At 50.4% G+C, this 16,147-nt stretch carries 17 protein-coding genes and 1 pseudogene; all 18 read left to right on the forward strand.

Annotated features, from left to right (window positions below):
- The 18 genes and pseudogenes from murG (at nucleotide 1) to NYE33_RS12755 (ending at nucleotide 16,049) form a co-directional block, all read left to right on the forward strand.
- Nucleotides 1-1,116 (forward strand): undecaprenyldiphospho-muramoylpentapeptide beta-N-acetylglucosaminyltransferase, encoded by a 1,116-nt coding sequence (murG, locus tag NYE33_RS12670; protein WP_076244035.1) that lies wholly within the window; start codon nucleotides 1-3, stop codon nucleotides 1,114-1,116.
- A 186-nt stretch (nucleotides 1,117-1,302) separates the two neighbouring features.
- The gene (murA, locus tag NYE33_RS12675) at nucleotides 1,303-2,586 is read left to right on the forward strand and encodes a UDP-N-acetylglucosamine 1-carboxyvinyltransferase (protein WP_042139384.1); all 1,284 of its coding nucleotides are present in this window, start codon (nucleotides 1,303-1,305) and stop codon (nucleotides 2,584-2,586) included.
- A gap of 66 nt (nucleotides 2,587-2,652) precedes the next feature.
- Nucleotides 2,653-3,417, forward strand: coding sequence for a cell division protein FtsQ/DivIB (locus NYE33_RS12680; protein ID WP_076244034.1), 765 nt, complete (start codon nucleotides 2,653-2,655; stop codon nucleotides 3,415-3,417).
- A 339-nt stretch (nucleotides 3,418-3,756) separates the two neighbouring features.
- Nucleotides 3,757-5,019: a cell division protein FtsA gene (gene ftsA, locus NYE33_RS12685; RefSeq protein WP_039304274.1), complete on the forward strand. Its 1,263-nt coding sequence runs from the start codon at nucleotides 3,757-3,759 to the stop codon at nucleotides 5,017-5,019.
- A 64-nt stretch (nucleotides 5,020-5,083) separates the two neighbouring features.
- On the forward strand, nucleotides 5,084-6,199 hold the full coding sequence (gene ftsZ, locus NYE33_RS12690) for a cell division protein FtsZ (protein ID WP_042139382.1): 1,116 nt from the start codon (nucleotides 5,084-5,086) through the stop codon (nucleotides 6,197-6,199).
- Between the two features lie 127 nt (nucleotides 6,200-6,326).
- A complete protein-coding gene (locus NYE33_RS12695; protein WP_341065962.1) occupies nucleotides 6,327-7,187 on the forward strand; it encodes an Rpn family recombination-promoting nuclease/putative transposase in 861 nt (286 codons plus the stop codon).
- A 210-nt stretch (nucleotides 7,188-7,397) separates the two neighbouring features.
- On the forward strand, nucleotides 7,398-8,363 hold the full coding sequence (gene spoIIGA, locus NYE33_RS12700; protein WP_341065964.1) for a sigma-E processing peptidase SpoIIGA: 966 nt from the start codon (nucleotides 7,398-7,400) through the stop codon (nucleotides 8,361-8,363).
- A 23-nt stretch (nucleotides 8,364-8,386) separates the two neighbouring features.
- The gene (gene sigE, locus NYE33_RS12705; protein ID WP_039304286.1) at nucleotides 8,387-9,106 is read left to right on the forward strand and encodes an RNA polymerase sporulation sigma factor SigE; all 720 of its coding nucleotides are present in this window, start codon (nucleotides 8,387-8,389) and stop codon (nucleotides 9,104-9,106) included.
- 78 nt (nucleotides 9,107-9,184) lie between these two features.
- Nucleotides 9,185-9,967, forward strand: coding sequence for an RNA polymerase sporulation sigma factor SigG (gene sigG / locus NYE33_RS12710; protein ID WP_039304289.1), 783 nt, complete (start codon nucleotides 9,185-9,187; stop codon nucleotides 9,965-9,967).
- Nucleotides 9,968-10,132: 165 nt separating this feature from the next.
- Nucleotides 10,133-10,477, forward strand: a complete 345-nt coding sequence (locus tag NYE33_RS12715) for a YlmC/YmxH family sporulation protein (RefSeq protein ID WP_039304293.1) — start codon at nucleotides 10,133-10,135, stop codon at nucleotides 10,475-10,477.
- A gap of 237 nt (nucleotides 10,478-10,714) precedes the next feature.
- Nucleotides 10,715-11,572, forward strand: coding sequence for a peptidoglycan editing factor PgeF (pgeF, locus tag NYE33_RS12720; protein ID WP_042139379.1), 858 nt, complete (start codon nucleotides 10,715-10,717; stop codon nucleotides 11,570-11,572).
- Nucleotides 11,573-11,575: 3 nt separating this feature from the next.
- On the forward strand, nucleotides 11,576-12,259 hold the full coding sequence (locus NYE33_RS12725) for a YggS family pyridoxal phosphate-dependent enzyme (RefSeq protein WP_042139377.1): 684 nt from the start codon (nucleotides 11,576-11,578) through the stop codon (nucleotides 12,257-12,259).
- 11 nt (nucleotides 12,260-12,270) lie between these two features.
- A complete protein-coding gene (locus tag NYE33_RS12730) occupies nucleotides 12,271-12,714 on the forward strand; it encodes a cell division protein SepF (RefSeq protein WP_039304302.1) in 444 nt (147 codons plus the stop codon).
- Nucleotides 12,715-12,721: 7 nt separating this feature from the next.
- A complete protein-coding gene (locus NYE33_RS12735) occupies nucleotides 12,722-12,991 on the forward strand; it encodes a YggT family protein (RefSeq protein ID WP_039304304.1) in 270 nt (89 codons plus the stop codon).
- Between the two features lie 4 nt (nucleotides 12,992-12,995).
- A complete protein-coding gene (locus tag NYE33_RS12740; protein WP_042139376.1) occupies nucleotides 12,996-13,778 on the forward strand; it encodes a YlmH family RNA-binding protein in 783 nt (260 codons plus the stop codon).
- A 165-nt stretch (nucleotides 13,779-13,943) separates the two neighbouring features.
- A complete protein-coding gene (locus NYE33_RS12745; protein ID WP_042139375.1) occupies nucleotides 13,944-14,429 on the forward strand; it encodes a DivIVA domain-containing protein in 486 nt (161 codons plus the stop codon).
- A gap of 336 nt (nucleotides 14,430-14,765) precedes the next feature.
- Nucleotides 14,766-15,098, forward strand: coding sequence for a hypothetical protein (locus tag NYE33_RS12750; RefSeq protein ID WP_341065966.1), 333 nt, complete (start codon nucleotides 14,766-14,768; stop codon nucleotides 15,096-15,098).
- A pseudogene (locus NYE33_RS12755) lies at nucleotides 15,076-16,049 on the forward strand (N-acetylneuraminate synthase family protein). The gene NYE33_RS12750 and the pseudogene NYE33_RS12755 overlap by 23 nt, the downstream one beginning before the upstream one ends.
- Nucleotides 16,050-16,147 lie beyond the last annotated feature (98 nt).

Consider the following 16,147-nt stretch of genomic DNA (forward strand, 5'->3'; position numbering starts at 1 on the left):
ATGCGTATTGTATTAAGCGGCGGCGGTACGGGCGGACATATCTATCCGGCCGTAGCCGTGGCCAGACAGCTGGAATCCGAAGAAGAGAAATCCGTCTTCCTGTATATCGGGGGCAAACGCGGTCTGGAGAGCAAGCTTGTTCCCCAAGAGAATCTGCCCTTTAAAGCGATTGATATTACCGGCTTCCGCCGTAAGCTCTCGATGGACAATGTGAAGACGGTAATGCGTTTCCTGAAGGGGGTGAAGGCCTCCAAAGCCATGCTGCGGGAGTTCAAGCCGGATGTCGTTATCGGCACGGGCGGATATGTCTGCGGGCCGGTAGTGTACGCTGCATCACGGCTCGGCATCCCGACGCTTATCCATGAACAGAACGCGATCCCGGGCCTGACCAACCGCTTCCTCAGCCGGTATGCCGATACGGTCGCCGTAAGCTTTGAAGGCACGGAGCCGGCTTTTCCAGGGGCTAAGAACGTAATCTACACAGGCAACCCCCGGGCAACTACGGTAATGACTGCCAACCCGCAGCGGGGATTCGCTTCACTTGGGATTCCTGAAGGCAGTACGGTTGTGCTGGTAGTCGGAGGAAGCGGAGGCGCCAGGGCAATTAACCGGGCGATGATTGAAATGGCTCCGTTTGTGGGTAAGGGTAATGGTGTTCACTATGTGTATGTTACCGGAGAGGCTTATTTCGAGGAAACCCGTAAAGCTGTGCGCGAGAAGCTCGGAAGCTTGCCGAACTCCCTGCATATTCTTCCGTATATTCATAATATGCCCGAGGTACTGGCCTGTACTTCACTCATCGTGAACCGGGCGGGGGCATCGTTTCTTGCAGAGATTACTGCGCTTGGCATTCCCTCTGTGCTTATCCCTTCTCCCAATGTGACGAATAATCACCAGGAAGCGAATGCCAGACAGCTTGAACGTGAAGGGGCAGCCGTTGTGCTGCTGGAGAAGGATTTAAGCGGCGAGGCACTATTCGCAGCGGTGCATAAGATTATCGGAGCGGACGCTGCACGCCGCAGTATGTCCGATGCCTCAAGGCGGCTGGGTAAAAGAGACTCCGCCTCGCTGGTTGTCGCCGAGCTCCGCAGACTGGCCGCAGGCCGGAAACGCTAGAATCCCGGGCTTACATTGTCACACACGAGAGGTCACGAACATAGGATGATCCTATAATCGTGACAATCACCCAGAGCACTTCCAGTTCATGAAATGTGGAGCGGGGTAGCTTCCCGGCCTATTTCTGTTGATCTGTGTACAGGAAGTGCCCAACGGTGGGTGAGCGGTAATCTCGGAGGTGATACATTGGACAAATTGGTGATTGAGGGTGGAAATCCCCTGTCAGGCACCATACGTATCCATGGAGCGAAAAATGCGGCCCTGCCGATTCTGGCGGCAAGCCTGCTGGCCGAAGGAGTTCACTCACTGCATAATGTGCCGAAGCTGCTGGACATCGAAACTATGCTGGATATTCTGGAAAGGCTGGGCTGCAGGGCCGTGCATGAAGATGAAACGGTTACGGTCGATACAACCTGCGTCGCAACCTCCCATGTTCCGGAGGATTTAATGCGGCAGATGAGATCCTCCATTTTTCTAATGGGACCGCTTCTGTCCAGGTTTGGTGAAGTAACGATTTATCAGCCGGGCGGCTGTGCCATCGGGGAACGCAAAATTGATCTTCACCTGCAGGGTCTGAAGCTGCTCGGGGCGGAGATTGAGGAGACCAGCGGGATGATCTGCTGCCGGGCTGCCAAACTGACAGGCTGTGATATTCATCTGGATTATCCAAGCGTCGGAGCCACGGAGAATATCATGATGGCTGCCGCTATGGCGGAGGGGACCACAACGGTGTCCGGAGCGGCCAGAGAGCCGGAAATCCAGGATCTGCAGAATTTCCTGAATGCGATGGGTGCGCAAATCATCGGTGCGGGAACAGATACGATCACCATTCAGGGCGTCTCCAAGCTGTATCCTTGCAATTATGAGGTCATTCCCGACCGGATAGTTGCCGGGACCGTAATGATCGCAGCTGCAGCTACAAGGGGGAATGTGACACTGACCCACACCAACGCAGGACATTTGACATCCCTGATCCATGTTCTGAGGCGTGCCGGTGTTCAAATTACAGTTTGCAATGATATAATTAATATCAGCTGTATGGGGCGTCCGCGTGCAGTAGAAAGAATTGTAACCTCCCCTTATCCTTCGTTCCCTACAGATCTGCAATCCCAGGTGATGGTCCTTTTGTCCCTGGCTGACGGATTCAGTGTGATTAAAGAAACTGTATTTGAAGGACGCTTTAAGCATGTGGAAGAGATGGCCCGGATGGGAGCCGACATTTCCATTGACCTGAACCGGGCGTTTATACGCGGAGTGCAGAGATTATACGGAGCTACGGTAGAAGCCACCGACCTGCGTGCCGGAGCTGCCCTGGTTATCGCCGGACTTGCCGCTCAAGGAACTACCGTTGTTGAGCAGGCGCATCATATTGACCGCGGATATGACGGCATCGAGATACTGTTTCAGAAGCTGGGTGCACGCATTAGCCGCAAGGTACCTGTACCGGACCCGCTGGATTTGGCCAATTAAAGCTCCCTGTCTCCTTCGGCCCGAGTGCGCGGGAAGGAGACAGGGCCTTATTACGGAGATATGAGAATGCCTAAAACCCGAATGCCTCTTCTTAAAGAGGACAAGCCCAGTAAGAGAATGAGCCGTAAAATCACCATTATCCTGCTGCTGCTGTTTATTGCGCTGCTGGCCGTGATATTTTTCCGTTCGTCCGTCAGTAAGATTACGGCAATCAATTTCCAGGGGGATAAATATACATCCCGGGAGGAATTGCTTGCCACAAGCGGTCTTACGATCGGCGGACAGTTCTTTGCGGTCTCCGGAGATTCCGTGGAAAGTGCACTTACAGGACTGAAGACGGTTCAGGAAGCGGCTGTGGACAAGAAATTCCCCGGTGTGATTAACATCAGTATTAAGGAATTTCCCGCGGTGGCGTACGAGCTGGATGAGGCTGGATCGCTTGAGGCGATTCTGTCCAGCGGAGCCGCAGTATCTGTCAAAGATACAGGGATTGCCGTTGAGAAGCCGATATTAACCAACTGGAAGGGTGATGATCCTTACAAGACGAAGCTGTGCCAGGCGCTGGCTGATATTCCGAATGAACTGACCAGTGATATATCCGAGATCGTCCCCTCCCCGACTTTGTCTTTTCCGGACCGTATTAAGCTGTATACACGTTCACGGTTTGAGGTCATTACGGCAATTTCACTGCTTAAGGATAAGGTAGAATACCTGAATCAAGTGATTGAAAACGAGCAGCCGGGATTGATCAAGATGCTTGAGGCCGATTCTTACGTCCCATTTCATACAGAAGCGGAGGATTCCGGGGAGGATGCAGACACACAAGAGTAAATAGTCCCTACTAATAGAGCGGAAAAAATGCTACAATCGGTTTTACGGGCAATAAGCAATATCCCTCTTTTTTCTGCGGATTTTTTGAAATGCATTCATGGATATAGCTGTCATTTCTTAAAAGGTAGAACTTATATGCTTTAGAAAAAATTAAAAGCAGTTGTTTGTTGCCAAAAGGCTGTTATATTATTCCATTCAAAAAATTTGTAGAAAAAAGAGGGAAAGGATTAGGGATGTTGAATATGTACAGAGAAGTTTCCCGGGACCGGGATCAAAGCGTATTTTATATTTATTTGGCTTCACAATTTATTATGATTATAACAGGAGGTGCCATAGGGCTTGAGCAACAATGACATCATTGTTAGTTTGGACATCGGTACATCCAAAGTTCGGGCAATTATTGGGGAAGTTACCAATGGAACCTTTAATATTATTGGCGTTGGATCTGCTGATTCGGAAGGAATACGCAAGGGTGCGATTGTAGACATCGATCAGACTGTGCAATCGATCAAGAGTGCCGTGGAACATGCGGAGCAAATGGTCGGTATTCAAATATCCGAGGTATATGTCGGTATATCCGGTAATCATATCGGCCTGCAATCCAGTCACGGCGTAGTTGCCGTGCAGAATGAAGACCGTGAGATCGGCGAAGATGATATCGACCGCGTGATCAAGGCTGCTGAGGTCATAGCACTGCCTCCTGAGCGCGAAGTCATTGATGTTGTCGCCAAGCAATATATCGTCGACGGGCTTGAAGGAATTCAAGATCCGCGCGGAATGATCGGAGTCCGCCTTGAGGTTGAAGCGACGATCATTACCGGGGCTAAGACACCAATACATAATCTGCTGCGCTGCGTGGAGAAATCAGGTCTGAAGGTCAAAGATCTTGTGCTTATGTCTCTCGGGGCAGGCGGATTAGCGCTTTCCAAAGATGAGAAATCAATGGGAGCAGTACTGGTGGATATCGGTGCCGGCCAGGCGACGATAGCCGTATATGAAGAAGGTTCCTTGTGCGCAACCTCTACGATTCCGATCGGAGGAGAATTTATAACCAATGACATTGCATACGGTCTGCGAACGCTAACGGATCAGGCCGAGAAGGTCAAGCTGAAATATGGCTGTGCCTGGATTGATGACGCTGCCTCGGACGTCGTGTTCAAGGTTCTGCGGATCGGCAGCAATGTTGAGAAGGAATTCAACCAGGAGGATCTGGCGGCGATTATTGAGCCCAGAGTTCAAGAAATCTTCCATCTGATCCGCCAGGAAGTGAAGCGGCTTGGTTACAATGAGCTTCCGGGAGGTTATATACTAACGGGTGGCACCGTTTCGATGCCGGGTGTCCTGAAGGTAGCCCAGACTGAACTGGCAGCCTCCGTACGTATTGCCGTACCTGATTATATTGGAGTACGTGACCCCGGGTTCACCGGCGGTGTGGGTATACTTCATACCGTTGTGCGCAGATTCCGCGGACGAAGCAGCGGCGGAAGCGCCAATAAGAAGACGGTTAACCGCAGCAAGCAAAGTGCTGCACCTAGTCAGGATTCTTCCAAGAAGCCGGGGCTGGTGGAACGTCTAAAGAATATGTTCAGCGAGTTCATATAAGTGTAAGTCCAGATATACTTGGACTGGCCATCCAAGCACTACTCGAGGGGGAGATGGAAACAATATGTTGGAATTTGATTTTGAAATGGAGAGCTTAGCCCAAATAAAGGTCATCGGCGTAGGCGGCGGCGGAAGCAATGCTGTAAACCGGATGATTGAAAATGGCGTTCAGGGTGTTGAATTCATCACGGTTAATACAGATGCCCAAGCGCTGCATATGGCCAAATCGGAGCATAAACTGCAAATCGGGGATAAACTGACCCGCGGACTTGGCGCTGGAGCCAATCCTGAGGTGGGGAAGAAAGCGGCTGAAGAATCCCGCGATCTGATTTCAAATACGCTTAAAGGTGCAGATATGGTATTCGTAACCGCAGGTATGGGCGGGGGTACCGGAACGGGCGCAGCGCCTGTAATTGCTGAGATTGCCAGAGAGTGTGGAGCATTGACGGTTGGCGTCGTGACCCGTCCGTTTACTTTTGAAGGCAGAAAACGTTCCAATCAGGCAGAACTGGGAATCGAAGCGTTGAAAGAAAAAGTGGATACGCTGATCGTGATTCCAAATGACCGCCTGCTGGAAATTGTGGATAAGAAAACACCAATGCTGGAGGCTTTCCGCGAAGCGGATAATGTACTCCGCCAGGCTGTGCAAGGGATCTCTGACCTCATTGCCGTTCCCGGCCTGATCAACCTTGACTTTGCCGATGTGAAGACAATTATGACGGAGCGCGGTTCAGCACTTATGGGTATCGGTATTGCGACCGGCGAGAACCGTGCCTCGGAAGCGGCCCGCAAAGCCATTATGAGCCCGCTCCTCGAAACCTCCATCGAAGGTGCACGCGGCGTAATTATGAACATTACAGGCGGCTCCAACCTCTCCTTGTATGAGGTTAATGAAGCGGCTGAGATTGTTACCTCTGCTTCCGATCCTGAAGTGAATATGATCTTCGGTGCGATTATCGAAGAGAGCATGAAGGACGAAATCAAGGTTACGGTAATTGCTACCGGCTTTGAACATAAGCCTTCCCCTGTAGCGCCTGCTCGCCGTCCTGCATCCAGCAGTGAGCCGGCAGCGGACAAGGATAAGAATGCGAATCTGCGTCCGTTCGGCAATCAGACAACCTCTGATCAGCTGGATATTCCAACCTTCCTGCGCAACCGGACACGCGGCAACAATGATTAAGAACTAAGAGCAATGAACTGCATAGCTTTTTACGGAAGCACCGTATTCGACCCGCATTTAGCCGGGACGAATACGGTGTTTTTTTGTTTTTCAGGCTGTTATAATAACGATAACGGGAGACGATGGAATGGAACTGCTGGACCCCCGGGTAGATTTCGTATTTAAACGGATATTTGCAAGCGAGAGTAACAAGGATGTGCTGCTGGCTTTTTTGAACCGGATATTCATGGATGCGGGAGATCCGCCGCTGGAGGAAGTAGTGCTGCTCAATCCGTATACGGATAAGGATGATCCGCTGGATAAGCAATCGATATTTGACATTTGGGCGAAGTCTGCAGACGGCAAGCTGATCAATATTGAAATGCAGCTGTTCAACAAATACGATATTGAGAAAAGGACCTTATATTACTGGAGCAAACGTTATGCGGGCCAGCTTCAGGTAAGCGGCAAATATACAGACCTCAAGAAATGCGTAACAATCAACATTATGAATTATAAGGTGCTGCCTAACGAACATCCGCATAGTGTGTTTCACTTACGGGAGGATGCAACCGGAACGCCGCTCACGGATGATATTGAAATTCATTTTCTGGAATTACCCAAGCTGAATCAGCGAGCTGTTCCCGGCCAAGGCGGTCTGGTGAACTGGCTGCTGTTCTTGAAGGGAATAAACCACTCGGATTGGGAGGTGCTGTTGATGAACGAGCCTGCTTTGAGGAAGGCGATGGAAACCCTGGAGTTTCTGAGTCAGGATTCGGAAGCCCGGCGTAAATATGAGGACCGCCAGAAGTTTCTGCTTGACGAAGCCTCGCAGAGAGACGGTGCACAAAGAGAAGGGTTTGCTAAAGGCATAGCAGTAGGCAGAGCAGAAGGTGAGCTCGAGGCAAAACTGGAAATAGCCAGAAATCTCCTGGCTATGGGGCTGGATCTTCCTTCTGTAATGAAGGCAACCGGACTGACTGAAGAAGAATTGAAATCTATCACTTGAATGAATATTCGAACTTGAAGTCAGCCTCTACAGGCTGGCTTTTTCTTTTATCCTCTTAATATCTCTGCTGACCTATAACTCGACAAAAAAAACGTAAGTACGCCCCCCAAGTTTAGACAGACTTTGAATGCGAGAGTTCCTATACTAATCTTATCGTCTAAAAAGAGAGCCTTCACCCTGGCCTCCGGCTAGATATCCGTTACCAGGCAGGTGAAAACACTGGTTGTTTATATTGACTTGATCTTCGCCGCCAATCTGCTGATCGACGGAATTCTATTGTGGCTGACCAGCTGGCTGGTCAAGCTGAAGGTGTCCTGGTGGCGCCTGTCTCTCTCTGCGCTGGTTGGCGCGCTCTATGTCGTGATGATGTTTGTACCGGAGCTGTCCTTCATGTACACCTTCCTCATCAAGTTCGGGTTGTCGGTAGTGATGCTGTGGATCGCGTTCGGATTTAGAAGTCTGCAAAGCTATCTTCGTGCATTAGGGGCATTTTATATCATTAATTTTGCGGCGGCAGGAGGTATAGTAGGGATTCATTATTTGCTGCAAAGCTCAGGCGACATCTGGAACGGCATTATCTTTACTTCTCCAGGCGGCCAAGCTTACCGGTTGAAAATTGGATTCTGGTTCGTGCTTGCGATGCTTCCGCTGGTGCTTCTTCTCTTCAAGCTGATTCAATCCTCGCGCAGGCGCAGGGAGCAGCTGGAGACATATATCGGTGAAGTGACCGTGGAGATTGACGGAGTATCTGTTACCTGTCCAGGGCTGCTGGACACCGGAAACCGGCTCAATGATCCGCTTACGCGAATTCCGGTCATGGTTATGGAATCCTCACTATGGGAAGGCCATCTGCCGGCCTCATGGAAAGGGAGGCTGACACAGACAGGGGCAGATACACTTGTGCTGGAAGCGGACGGGCAGTCGTTTGCCTGGCAGGACAGAATACGGCTGGTGCCGTACAGAGGCGTTAACCGCGGGGCATCCTTCATGCTCGCGTTGAAGCCGGATTCAGTGATGATAAAGCTTGGCGGCGAAACCTTTTACAGCAAGAGGGTTCTCATCGGGCTGGATGGCGGGACACTGTCGGGAGACGGAGCGTACCGGGCGGTCATACATCCTGACCTGACCCACAATGAGAGCGCTGTAGAGGCGCCGGCAGACAAGGCTATGAGTTAAGGAACATATAGGAGGAACAATAAATGGTCAAATTCAAACTTGTGCTGCAACTGCAGTATTACCGCATGCTGTTTCTGCTGGGACTGAAGAGCCAGGAAATTTATTATATCGGGGGCAGTGAAGCGCTGCCTCCTCCGCTTACACGGGAAGAGGAAGAATTCCTGCTGCAGCGGCTCTCAAGCGGTGATGCGGCGGTCCGGGCCATGCTGATTGAACGCAACCTGCGGCTGGTGGTGTATATCGCACGGAAATTCGAGAACACAGGGATCAATATCGAGGATCTTGTTTCCATCGGGGCGATTGGACTGATTAAAGCAGTCAACACCTTCGATCCGGAGAAAAAAATAAAACTGGCCACCTATGCCTCACGCTGTATTGAGAACGAAATTCTGATGTATCTGCGGCGCAACAGCAAAACTAGAAGCGAGGTTTCTTTTGATGAACCGCTGAATATTGACTGGGACGGCAACGAGCTGCTGCTATCGGATGTGCTGGGAACGGAGAATGACACGATTTACCGGAATATCGAAGAACAGGTGGACCGCAAGCTGCTGCAGAAGGCGCTGGAGAAGCTCAGTGAACGGGAAAGATTAATTATGGAGCTGCGGTTCGGACTGCGCGGCGGTGAGGAAAAAACCCAAAAGGATGTTGCTGATTTGCTTGGCATTTCCCAATCCTACATCTCGCGGCTTGAGAAAAGAATTATCAAGCGGCTGCGCAAGGAGTTCAACAAGATGGTGTAAGCTGAAGGAACCGAGGAATAAAATGCCGGACCGGGGAGATAATGTACAGTAATGTTTCTCCTTGGGAGGTAAATCATCATGACCCGAAATAAAGTCGAGATTTGCGGTGTGGACACCGCTAAGCTACCCGTTCTTACGAACGTGGAAATGCGGGCATTGTTCACTTCGCTGCAGCAGCAGGGCGAGCGATCCGCCAGAGAGAAATTGGTAAATGGTAACCTTAGACTTGTTCTTAGCGTAATTCAAAGGTTCAATAATCGTGGGGAGTTCGTGGATGATCTGTTTCAGGTAGGCTGCATCGGACTCATGAAAGCCATCGATAATTTTGACTTATCGCAGAATGTCAAGTTCTCTACCTATGCGGTGCCGATGATCATCGGAGAGATCCGCCGTTACTTGCGTGACAACAACCCGATCCGGGTATCGCGCTCGCTGCGGGATATTGCCTATAAGGCCCTTCAGGTCCGTGACAGCCTGACCAATCAGAATTCGCGGGAACCGACGATCCTCGAGATTTCAGAAGCGCTCGGTGTACCTAAAGAGGATGTCGTCTTTGCCCTTGATGCTATTCAGGACCCGGTATCCCTGTTCGAGCCGATCTATCATGACGGCGGTGATCCGATCTATGTTATGGATCAGATCAGCGACGATAAGAACAAAGATGTATCCTGGATTGAAGAGATTGCTCTTCGTGAAGCCATGCAGCGGCTGGGACAGCGCGAGAAACGTATTTTGTCCATGCGGTTCTTTGAAGGTAAAACCCAGATGGAGGTAGCGGATGAGATTGGGATCTCACAGGCGCAGGTATCGCGGCTTGAGAAGTCGGCTATTCAGCAAATGCAAAAGCATGTGAAGTCTTAAACAGCAGGCTATAGATAAGCGGGGGATATTCCGGAAGGCGCGTGAGCGGCTGCCCGGGGTATCCTTTTGTATGTAACGGCGAAGGCCGGAAATGAATTAAGACATGTTGCCAAGCCTTAAGGACATATACTGGAGCTATAGGTCTGAATGTACAGGGGTGGCAGGATGAATGAAGATTCCGTAGGGTCGGGCAAAAAGATGAAAATCTCTGATTTTCAAACCAAGGATGTTATTAATATTGTGGACGGCAAGCGGCTCGGGCAGATTAGTGATCTGGAGCTGGATCTGCGCCGGGGGGTTATTGATGCCATCATCGTACCGGGATATACAAGGTTCATGGGACTGTTCGGAGGCGGTGCGGATCTGATTATCCCGTGGCGGAATATCGTCAAGATCGGTGCTGATGTCGTCCTGGTGAAGATTGAGGAATCCCGGATGCCTCAGGGCCAGGAAGAGCGGGAGATGATGTATCTGGAGCGGCCGGAACGCAGCGAGCGGCGCACTTATTAATCGGGTGCGTCTTTTTTCTGCGTATATGGGTAAAGGCATAGGGTGGGCTCAGGAGTGTGCAGCATAACGTCACTTTGTGGGGATTATTTTGTGTGGCAGGTTTTCGGGGTCCCCGCAAAGTACTTGGATAGGCATCGGAGCATAACATCACTTTGTGGGGTAGAGTTTATGGGGGAGAGTTTATGGGGTAGAGTTTGTGGGGCTGAGTTTATGTTACACTTAAGCGGAGGTGAAGATATGGAACCGTTTATGCGGAGTGACGGAACGCCTATGCTGCTTCATCTGGAGCCGTGGCGAGAGAAGTATAATGCAATCACAGCAGGATTCACAGGCAGAGAGGGCGGCAGCGGTACGAAGCCGTATGACAGCTTCAACTGTGCGTTTCATGTCGGTGATGATCCGGCTGTTGTGCTCAGCAACAGAAAGCTGCTGGCCGAAAGTCTTGGTTTCGGGCTCCAGTCCTGGACCTGCGGAGAACAAACCCATGGTAAAGATATAGCGGTAATTACAGAACAGGACCGCGGAAAAGGCAGCCTGGACCGGTCTACAGCTTTTCAGGCTACCGACGGGCTCCTGACTAATGTGCCGGGTGTGCTGCTGACTTCCTTTTATGCGGATTGTGTGCCGCTCTACTTCTATGACCCCGTGCACAGTGTTGTGGGGCTGGCGCATGCAGGCTGGAAGGGGACTGTGGCAGAGATCGCAGCAGCGATGGTGGACAGAATGGAACAGGAGTATGGAAGCCGTCCGGAGGATATCCAGGCTGCCATAGGCCCTTCGATTGGCGAATGCTGCTACGAGGTAGATGATTATGTAATGGACCACGTCCGCCGGCTGGAGGCCGGGCTGAACCCGCTGATGATGGTGGAAGGGGCGCCGGACTTATATAGAAGCTCGGATAAGGACAGCAGCAAAAGTATGCTTAACTTGAAAGAAATGAATCAACGCATTATGATAAAAGCAGGAATATTGCCGACTCATATCGAATGTACAACTTGGTGTACAAGCTGTAACAGTGATCTGTTCTTTTCGTACCGCAAGGAAAATGGGGTTACAGGGAGAATGACGAGCTGGATCGGAATAAAGGAGAGTTGAATTTTGGCCTCATTACAGGAAAGAATCGCCATCACCCTGGAACGTGTCGCACAGGCCTGCGCGGTCAGCGGCCGTGATGTAAGTGACGTCAAGGTTATCGCGGTGACGAAATATGTACCTCTGGATACGGTAGCCGCTGTGCTGGAAGCAGGGCTCACGGAGATTGCGGAGAGCCGCTGGCAGGATGCAGAGCCTAAATGGAATGCGCTTGGACACAAGGGAATCTGGCACTTTATCGGGCATTTGCAGACCAATAAGGTAAAAGACGTTATAGGTAAATTTGAATATATACACTCGCTCGACCGGCTATCGCTGGCACGGGAGCTGCACAAGAAGGCGGACGCCGCCGGACTGGATGTTAAGGTGTTCCTGCAAGTGAATATTTCCGGAGAAGATACGAAGTTCGGTCTGCCGCCCGGAGCGGTGGAGGGTTTCCTGAAGGACATCGCCCCGCTAAGCCGTGTGAAGGTAATCGGACTGATGACCATGGCCCCGCATGAGGAAGATCCGGAGCTTACCCGTCCCGTATTCCGGGGGCTACGTGCGCTGCGCGATTCGCTTAATCAGCTTGCTTTGACACCTGAGCCTATACAAGAGCTGTCGATGGGAATGTCGAATGATTTTGAAGTGGCGATACAGGAAGGAGCCACCCGGGTGCGCCTGGGTACGGTACTAGTAGGTCATTAGGAGGGAGATTGATGGGCGTGATGAACCGGTTTATGAGTTTCTTGGGTTTGCAGGAGGAAGAGGAAATAGTGGAGCGGGAGCAAATTTCCCGTGATGAGGATGAATACGAACCCGCCCCTGTAGAAACACGCAAAAATCAGCGGGCCAACGTCGTCAGTATCCATTCGCAAAAAAATGTGAAGGTTGTGCTCTACGAGCCGCGTTCGTATGACGAGGCCCAGGAGATTGCCGACCATCTGCGTGCGCACCGCACGGTAGTTATTAATTTGCAGCGGGTGCGTAACGATCAGGCAATGAGGATTATTGATTTTTTAAGCGGAACGGTTTATGCCCTGGGTGGAGGAATATCCAAGATTGGGGGCAATATATTTATGTGCACTCCGGATACAGTGGAAATTCAAGGCTCCATAACAGAAATTCTTGGTGACGATCAAGATTACAACAGAATGAGGTGAGCAGGTTTTGGATCAAATATCTTCAATTATAGACATCCTATTTACAATTTACTATTACATGATTATCGTATACATTCTCATGTCCTGGCTGCCTAATCTGCGTGAGAACTTTATCGGTGAGCTGCTTGGCAAGCTTGTGGAGCCGTATCTTACGCCATTCCGGAAAATCATCCCGCCTCTGTTCGGAACCATCGATATCTCCCCGATTATTGCGATTGTCGTGCTCCGGTTTGCGGTAGGCGGACTTCATTCCATTGTGGCCCTGGTGTTCGGCTAATCACATGAAGAATGAAATTTACGGACACTTCCACCCGGATGAACGGCAATTTGTGGACAAGGCCTGGGAATGGGTTACGAATGCAGGAGAGTACCATGAGACCAAGCTGACCGAATTTCTCGATCCCCGTCAGGGATATATACTGCAGAGCCTGGTGAACCGCCACCCCGATGTCATTGTACGCTGGGAGGGCGGTTCTGACGATGCCGAGCGGAAGCGGGCTATGGTTGCGCCGGATTACCGTGATCTCACGGGTGAGGACATGGAGCTGAAGGTGCTGGCCATTACCTCGGGGGAGCAGAAATTTCTTGCGCTGGAGCATGGTGATTATATGGGGGCCATCCTGGGACTGGGCATCAAAAGAGGCAAGATCGGTGATATTCATGTGCTGGAGGACGGCTGTCACGTTGTGGTAGCTGAGGATATCGTCGATTATCTGTCCATGAATCTGACCGGTGTACACCGGATCAACGTTAGTACAGAGATACTGCCGCTATCCGGCTTACGCAGCAGCCAGGTTAAGCTGGAGACGATGGATTTCACCGTGGCTTCCCTGAGACTTGACGGAATTGCAGCGGATGTGACCCGGCTTAGCCGGAGCAAAATTCTGGCTCCCATCAAAGCCGGACGTGTGCGGGTGAACTGGAAGGTGGAGGAGGATCCGTCCTGCAGTCTGAAAGACGGTGATGTAGTTTCTATCCAGGGCTTCGGACGGTTCAAGGTGCTGGAGATCGGCAGCTTGACGAAGAAAGGCCGTTACCGGATTCTGGTAGGCAAATTTGTCTGAGTTCTTTGCAGGATTACAGGCGTGCTTGTCGAAATTGATATTCTCAAGGGAAACACCCCCCTTCACTTTTGGGGATATCCAAGCAAGCAGTCTTTCATCTTTGTCTTCCGGACAGACTATCGTTCAGGGACAATGGATGTCCGAAATTTCTAGGAGGTGCACAGCATGCCATTAACACCGCTCGATATACATAACAAGGAATTCTCTCGGAGAATCCGCGGTTATGACGAAGATGAGGTCAACGAATTTCTGGATCAGGTCATTAAGGATTACGAAAGCGTTATTCGTGAGAACAAAGAGCTGCACAACCAGCTTTTATCCATTCAGGAACGCCTTGATCATTTTGTCAATATTGAAGAAAGCCTGTCCAAGACCATTATCGTGGCTCAGGAGGCTGCAGATGATGTGAAGAACAACTCCAAAAAAGAGTCACAGCTGATCCTTAAGGAAGCGGAAAAAAATGCAGACCGGATCATCAACGAAGCGTTGTCCAAATCCCGCAAGGTAGCGATCGAGACAGAAGAGCTGCGCAAGCAGGCTTCAATCTACCGCACCCGTTTCCGGACCCTGCTGGAGGCCCAGCTGGAGCTGCTGTCGCAGGATGACTGGAATGCGCTTGAGAGCCGCGAGGTTACTGAGAACGCCTTGTGAGCGGGAATCCGGGCCATTCATTTGAATAAAAAACTCCTTAGTAGAAGTTATTGATCTTGTTTGTTTAATAAACAAGACTTCTACAAAGGAGTTTTTTTGTGTTTTATTGCGGCGCGAAAACCTTTGCAGTAATGATAACAGGGCCAGTTACAGTAATGTCTCCCTGAAGATCCTCTTGGTTTGTGGCAAATACCTGAAAAACATGATGTCCTACAGATACATTCCTAAGGATGGTCTGGAACACCTCACTGGTGAAAGATATGTCTGAGAAGGCACTTCAGCTTATGGGAGAGGGCCGGTTCAATGAGGTTATAGACAGGATCATGGGAGGGGACTATGGCAGACATTAATGACTATAAGCTGGAGAACCTGGGTCAAGAACATAAGAGCCTTGTCCTGGAGTGGCGCAACGCCGGCCATATCCGTCCTTTTATGAATCATGCTGAGCCCATTCCCTTAGATGAGCATTACAGATGGCTGAATTCTGCGGAGAAGGATGCAAGCAAGCTTGTGAAATTATGCTTTTATCAAGAACAGCCTATAGGTCATAGAAATCAACAATATACCGATGTGGTATTAATGGCGATCTTTCAGGAGCAATGGGAGAAGCACAGTGAAGTGTTGAAAGAGGAGGCTGCTGGAGCAAATGAAGGAAATCACGATCGGTAACCGGCGTATAGGAAGCGGGGATCCTCCTTTTATCATCGCGGAAATGTCCGGCAATCATAATCAGCCACTTGACCGGGCACTTGAGCTGGTTAAGGCGGTGGCCAAGGCTGGCGCACACGCATTTAAAATTCAAACGTATACACCCGAAACGATGACGCTGAATATCCAGGAGAGAGATTTCATGATTCCTGAATCCAAAGGGCTTTGGAAGGGAAAGTCTCTATTTGAGCTCTATAAGGAGGCGTATACCCCCTGGGAATGGCACGGAAGAATATTTGATGCCTGCAGGGAACTAGGGATGATTCCCCTCAGTACACCGTTTGATGAAACCTCAAAGTCGCCTCCAAGGGAAAGCCGATGATTATTTCTACAGGAATGGCTTCTCTCGGCGAAATTGAACATGCGGTAAACACAATAACCGGTGCAGGCTGCAGTGAGTATATTCTATTAAAATGCACAAGCAGTTATCCGGCTTCGCCCGAAAACTCAAATCTGAACACCATTCCGTATTTGAGCGAAGTGTTTCATTGCCAGGTAGACTTATCAGATCATACCCTGGGCGTGGGGGCCGCCGTTGCAAGTGTAGCGCTGGGCAGCACTGTCATTGAAAAGCATTTCACCCTTAACCCTGAGGATGGCGGGGTTGATGCGGCTTTTTCTCTGGAGCCCGGGGAATTTGCTTCCCTCGTGAGAGAGACGGATACGGCCTGGAGGGCACTCGGCAGGGTTTCCATCGGTCCCACGAAGGACGAGGAGAAATCACTTCAATTCAGGCGGTCGATATATGTATCTAAGGATATAAAGGCTGGTGAAGTGCTGACGGGGGATAATATTAAAGTAATTCGTCCAGGATATGGTCTAGATCCGAAATACTACGACCTGCTGTTAGGAAAACAAATGAAAAAGGATCTTCCCCTCGGCACTCCGGTAAGCTGGGAGCTGTTATTATAACCCTGCCTTCCCGGTTCCGGGCCTATGGATCTTGACAATTGGTTCTAAACAGACTATAACTAGAACATATCTGTAATCCATTGAATCGAAATTCGATG

The organism is Paenibacillus sp. FSL R10-2199, assembly GCF_038000235.1.
GTDB classification, from domain to species: Bacteria; Bacillota; Bacilli; order Paenibacillales; family Paenibacillaceae; genus Paenibacillus_AQ; species Paenibacillus_AQ phytohabitans.

Bases quoted from the DNA above. Each gene is read 5' to 3' on its own strand.
- NYE33_RS12730 (WP_039304302.1), top strand. From the start codon at position 12,271: ATGGGCGTGATGAACCGGTTTATGAGTTTCTTGGGTTTGCAGGAGGAA.
- pgeF (WP_042139379.1), top strand. From the start codon at position 10,715: ATGGAACCGTTTATGCGGAGTGACGGAACGCCTATGCTGCTTCATCTG.
- sigE (WP_039304286.1), top strand. From the start codon at position 8,387: ATGGTCAAATTCAAACTTGTGCTGCAACTGCAGTATTACCGCATGCTG.
- NYE33_RS12680 (WP_076244034.1), top strand. From the start codon at position 2,653: ATGCCTAAAACCCGAATGCCTCTTCTTAAAGAGGACAAGCCCAGTAAG.
- ftsZ (WP_042139382.1), top strand. From the start codon at position 5,084: ATGTTGGAATTTGATTTTGAAATGGAGAGCTTAGCCCAAATAAAGGTC.
- murG (WP_076244035.1), top strand. From the start codon at position 1: ATGCGTATTGTATTAAGCGGCGGCGGTACGGGCGGACATATCTATCCG.
- NYE33_RS12715 (WP_039304293.1), top strand. From the start codon at position 10,133: ATGAATGAAGATTCCGTAGGGTCGGGCAAAAAGATGAAAATCTCTGAT.
- NYE33_RS12740 (WP_042139376.1), top strand. From the start codon at position 12,996: ATGAAGAATGAAATTTACGGACACTTCCACCCGGATGAACGGCAATTT.
- NYE33_RS12695 (WP_341065962.1), top strand. From the start codon at position 6,327: ATGGAACTGCTGGACCCCCGGGTAGATTTCGTATTTAAACGGATATTT.
- NYE33_RS12750 (WP_341065966.1), top strand. From the start codon at position 14,766: ATGGCAGACATTAATGACTATAAGCTGGAGAACCTGGGTCAAGAACAT.
- sigG (WP_039304289.1), top strand. From the start codon at position 9,185: ATGACCCGAAATAAAGTCGAGATTTGCGGTGTGGACACCGCTAAGCTA.
- NYE33_RS12745 (WP_042139375.1), top strand. From the start codon at position 13,944: ATGCCATTAACACCGCTCGATATACATAACAAGGAATTCTCTCGGAGA.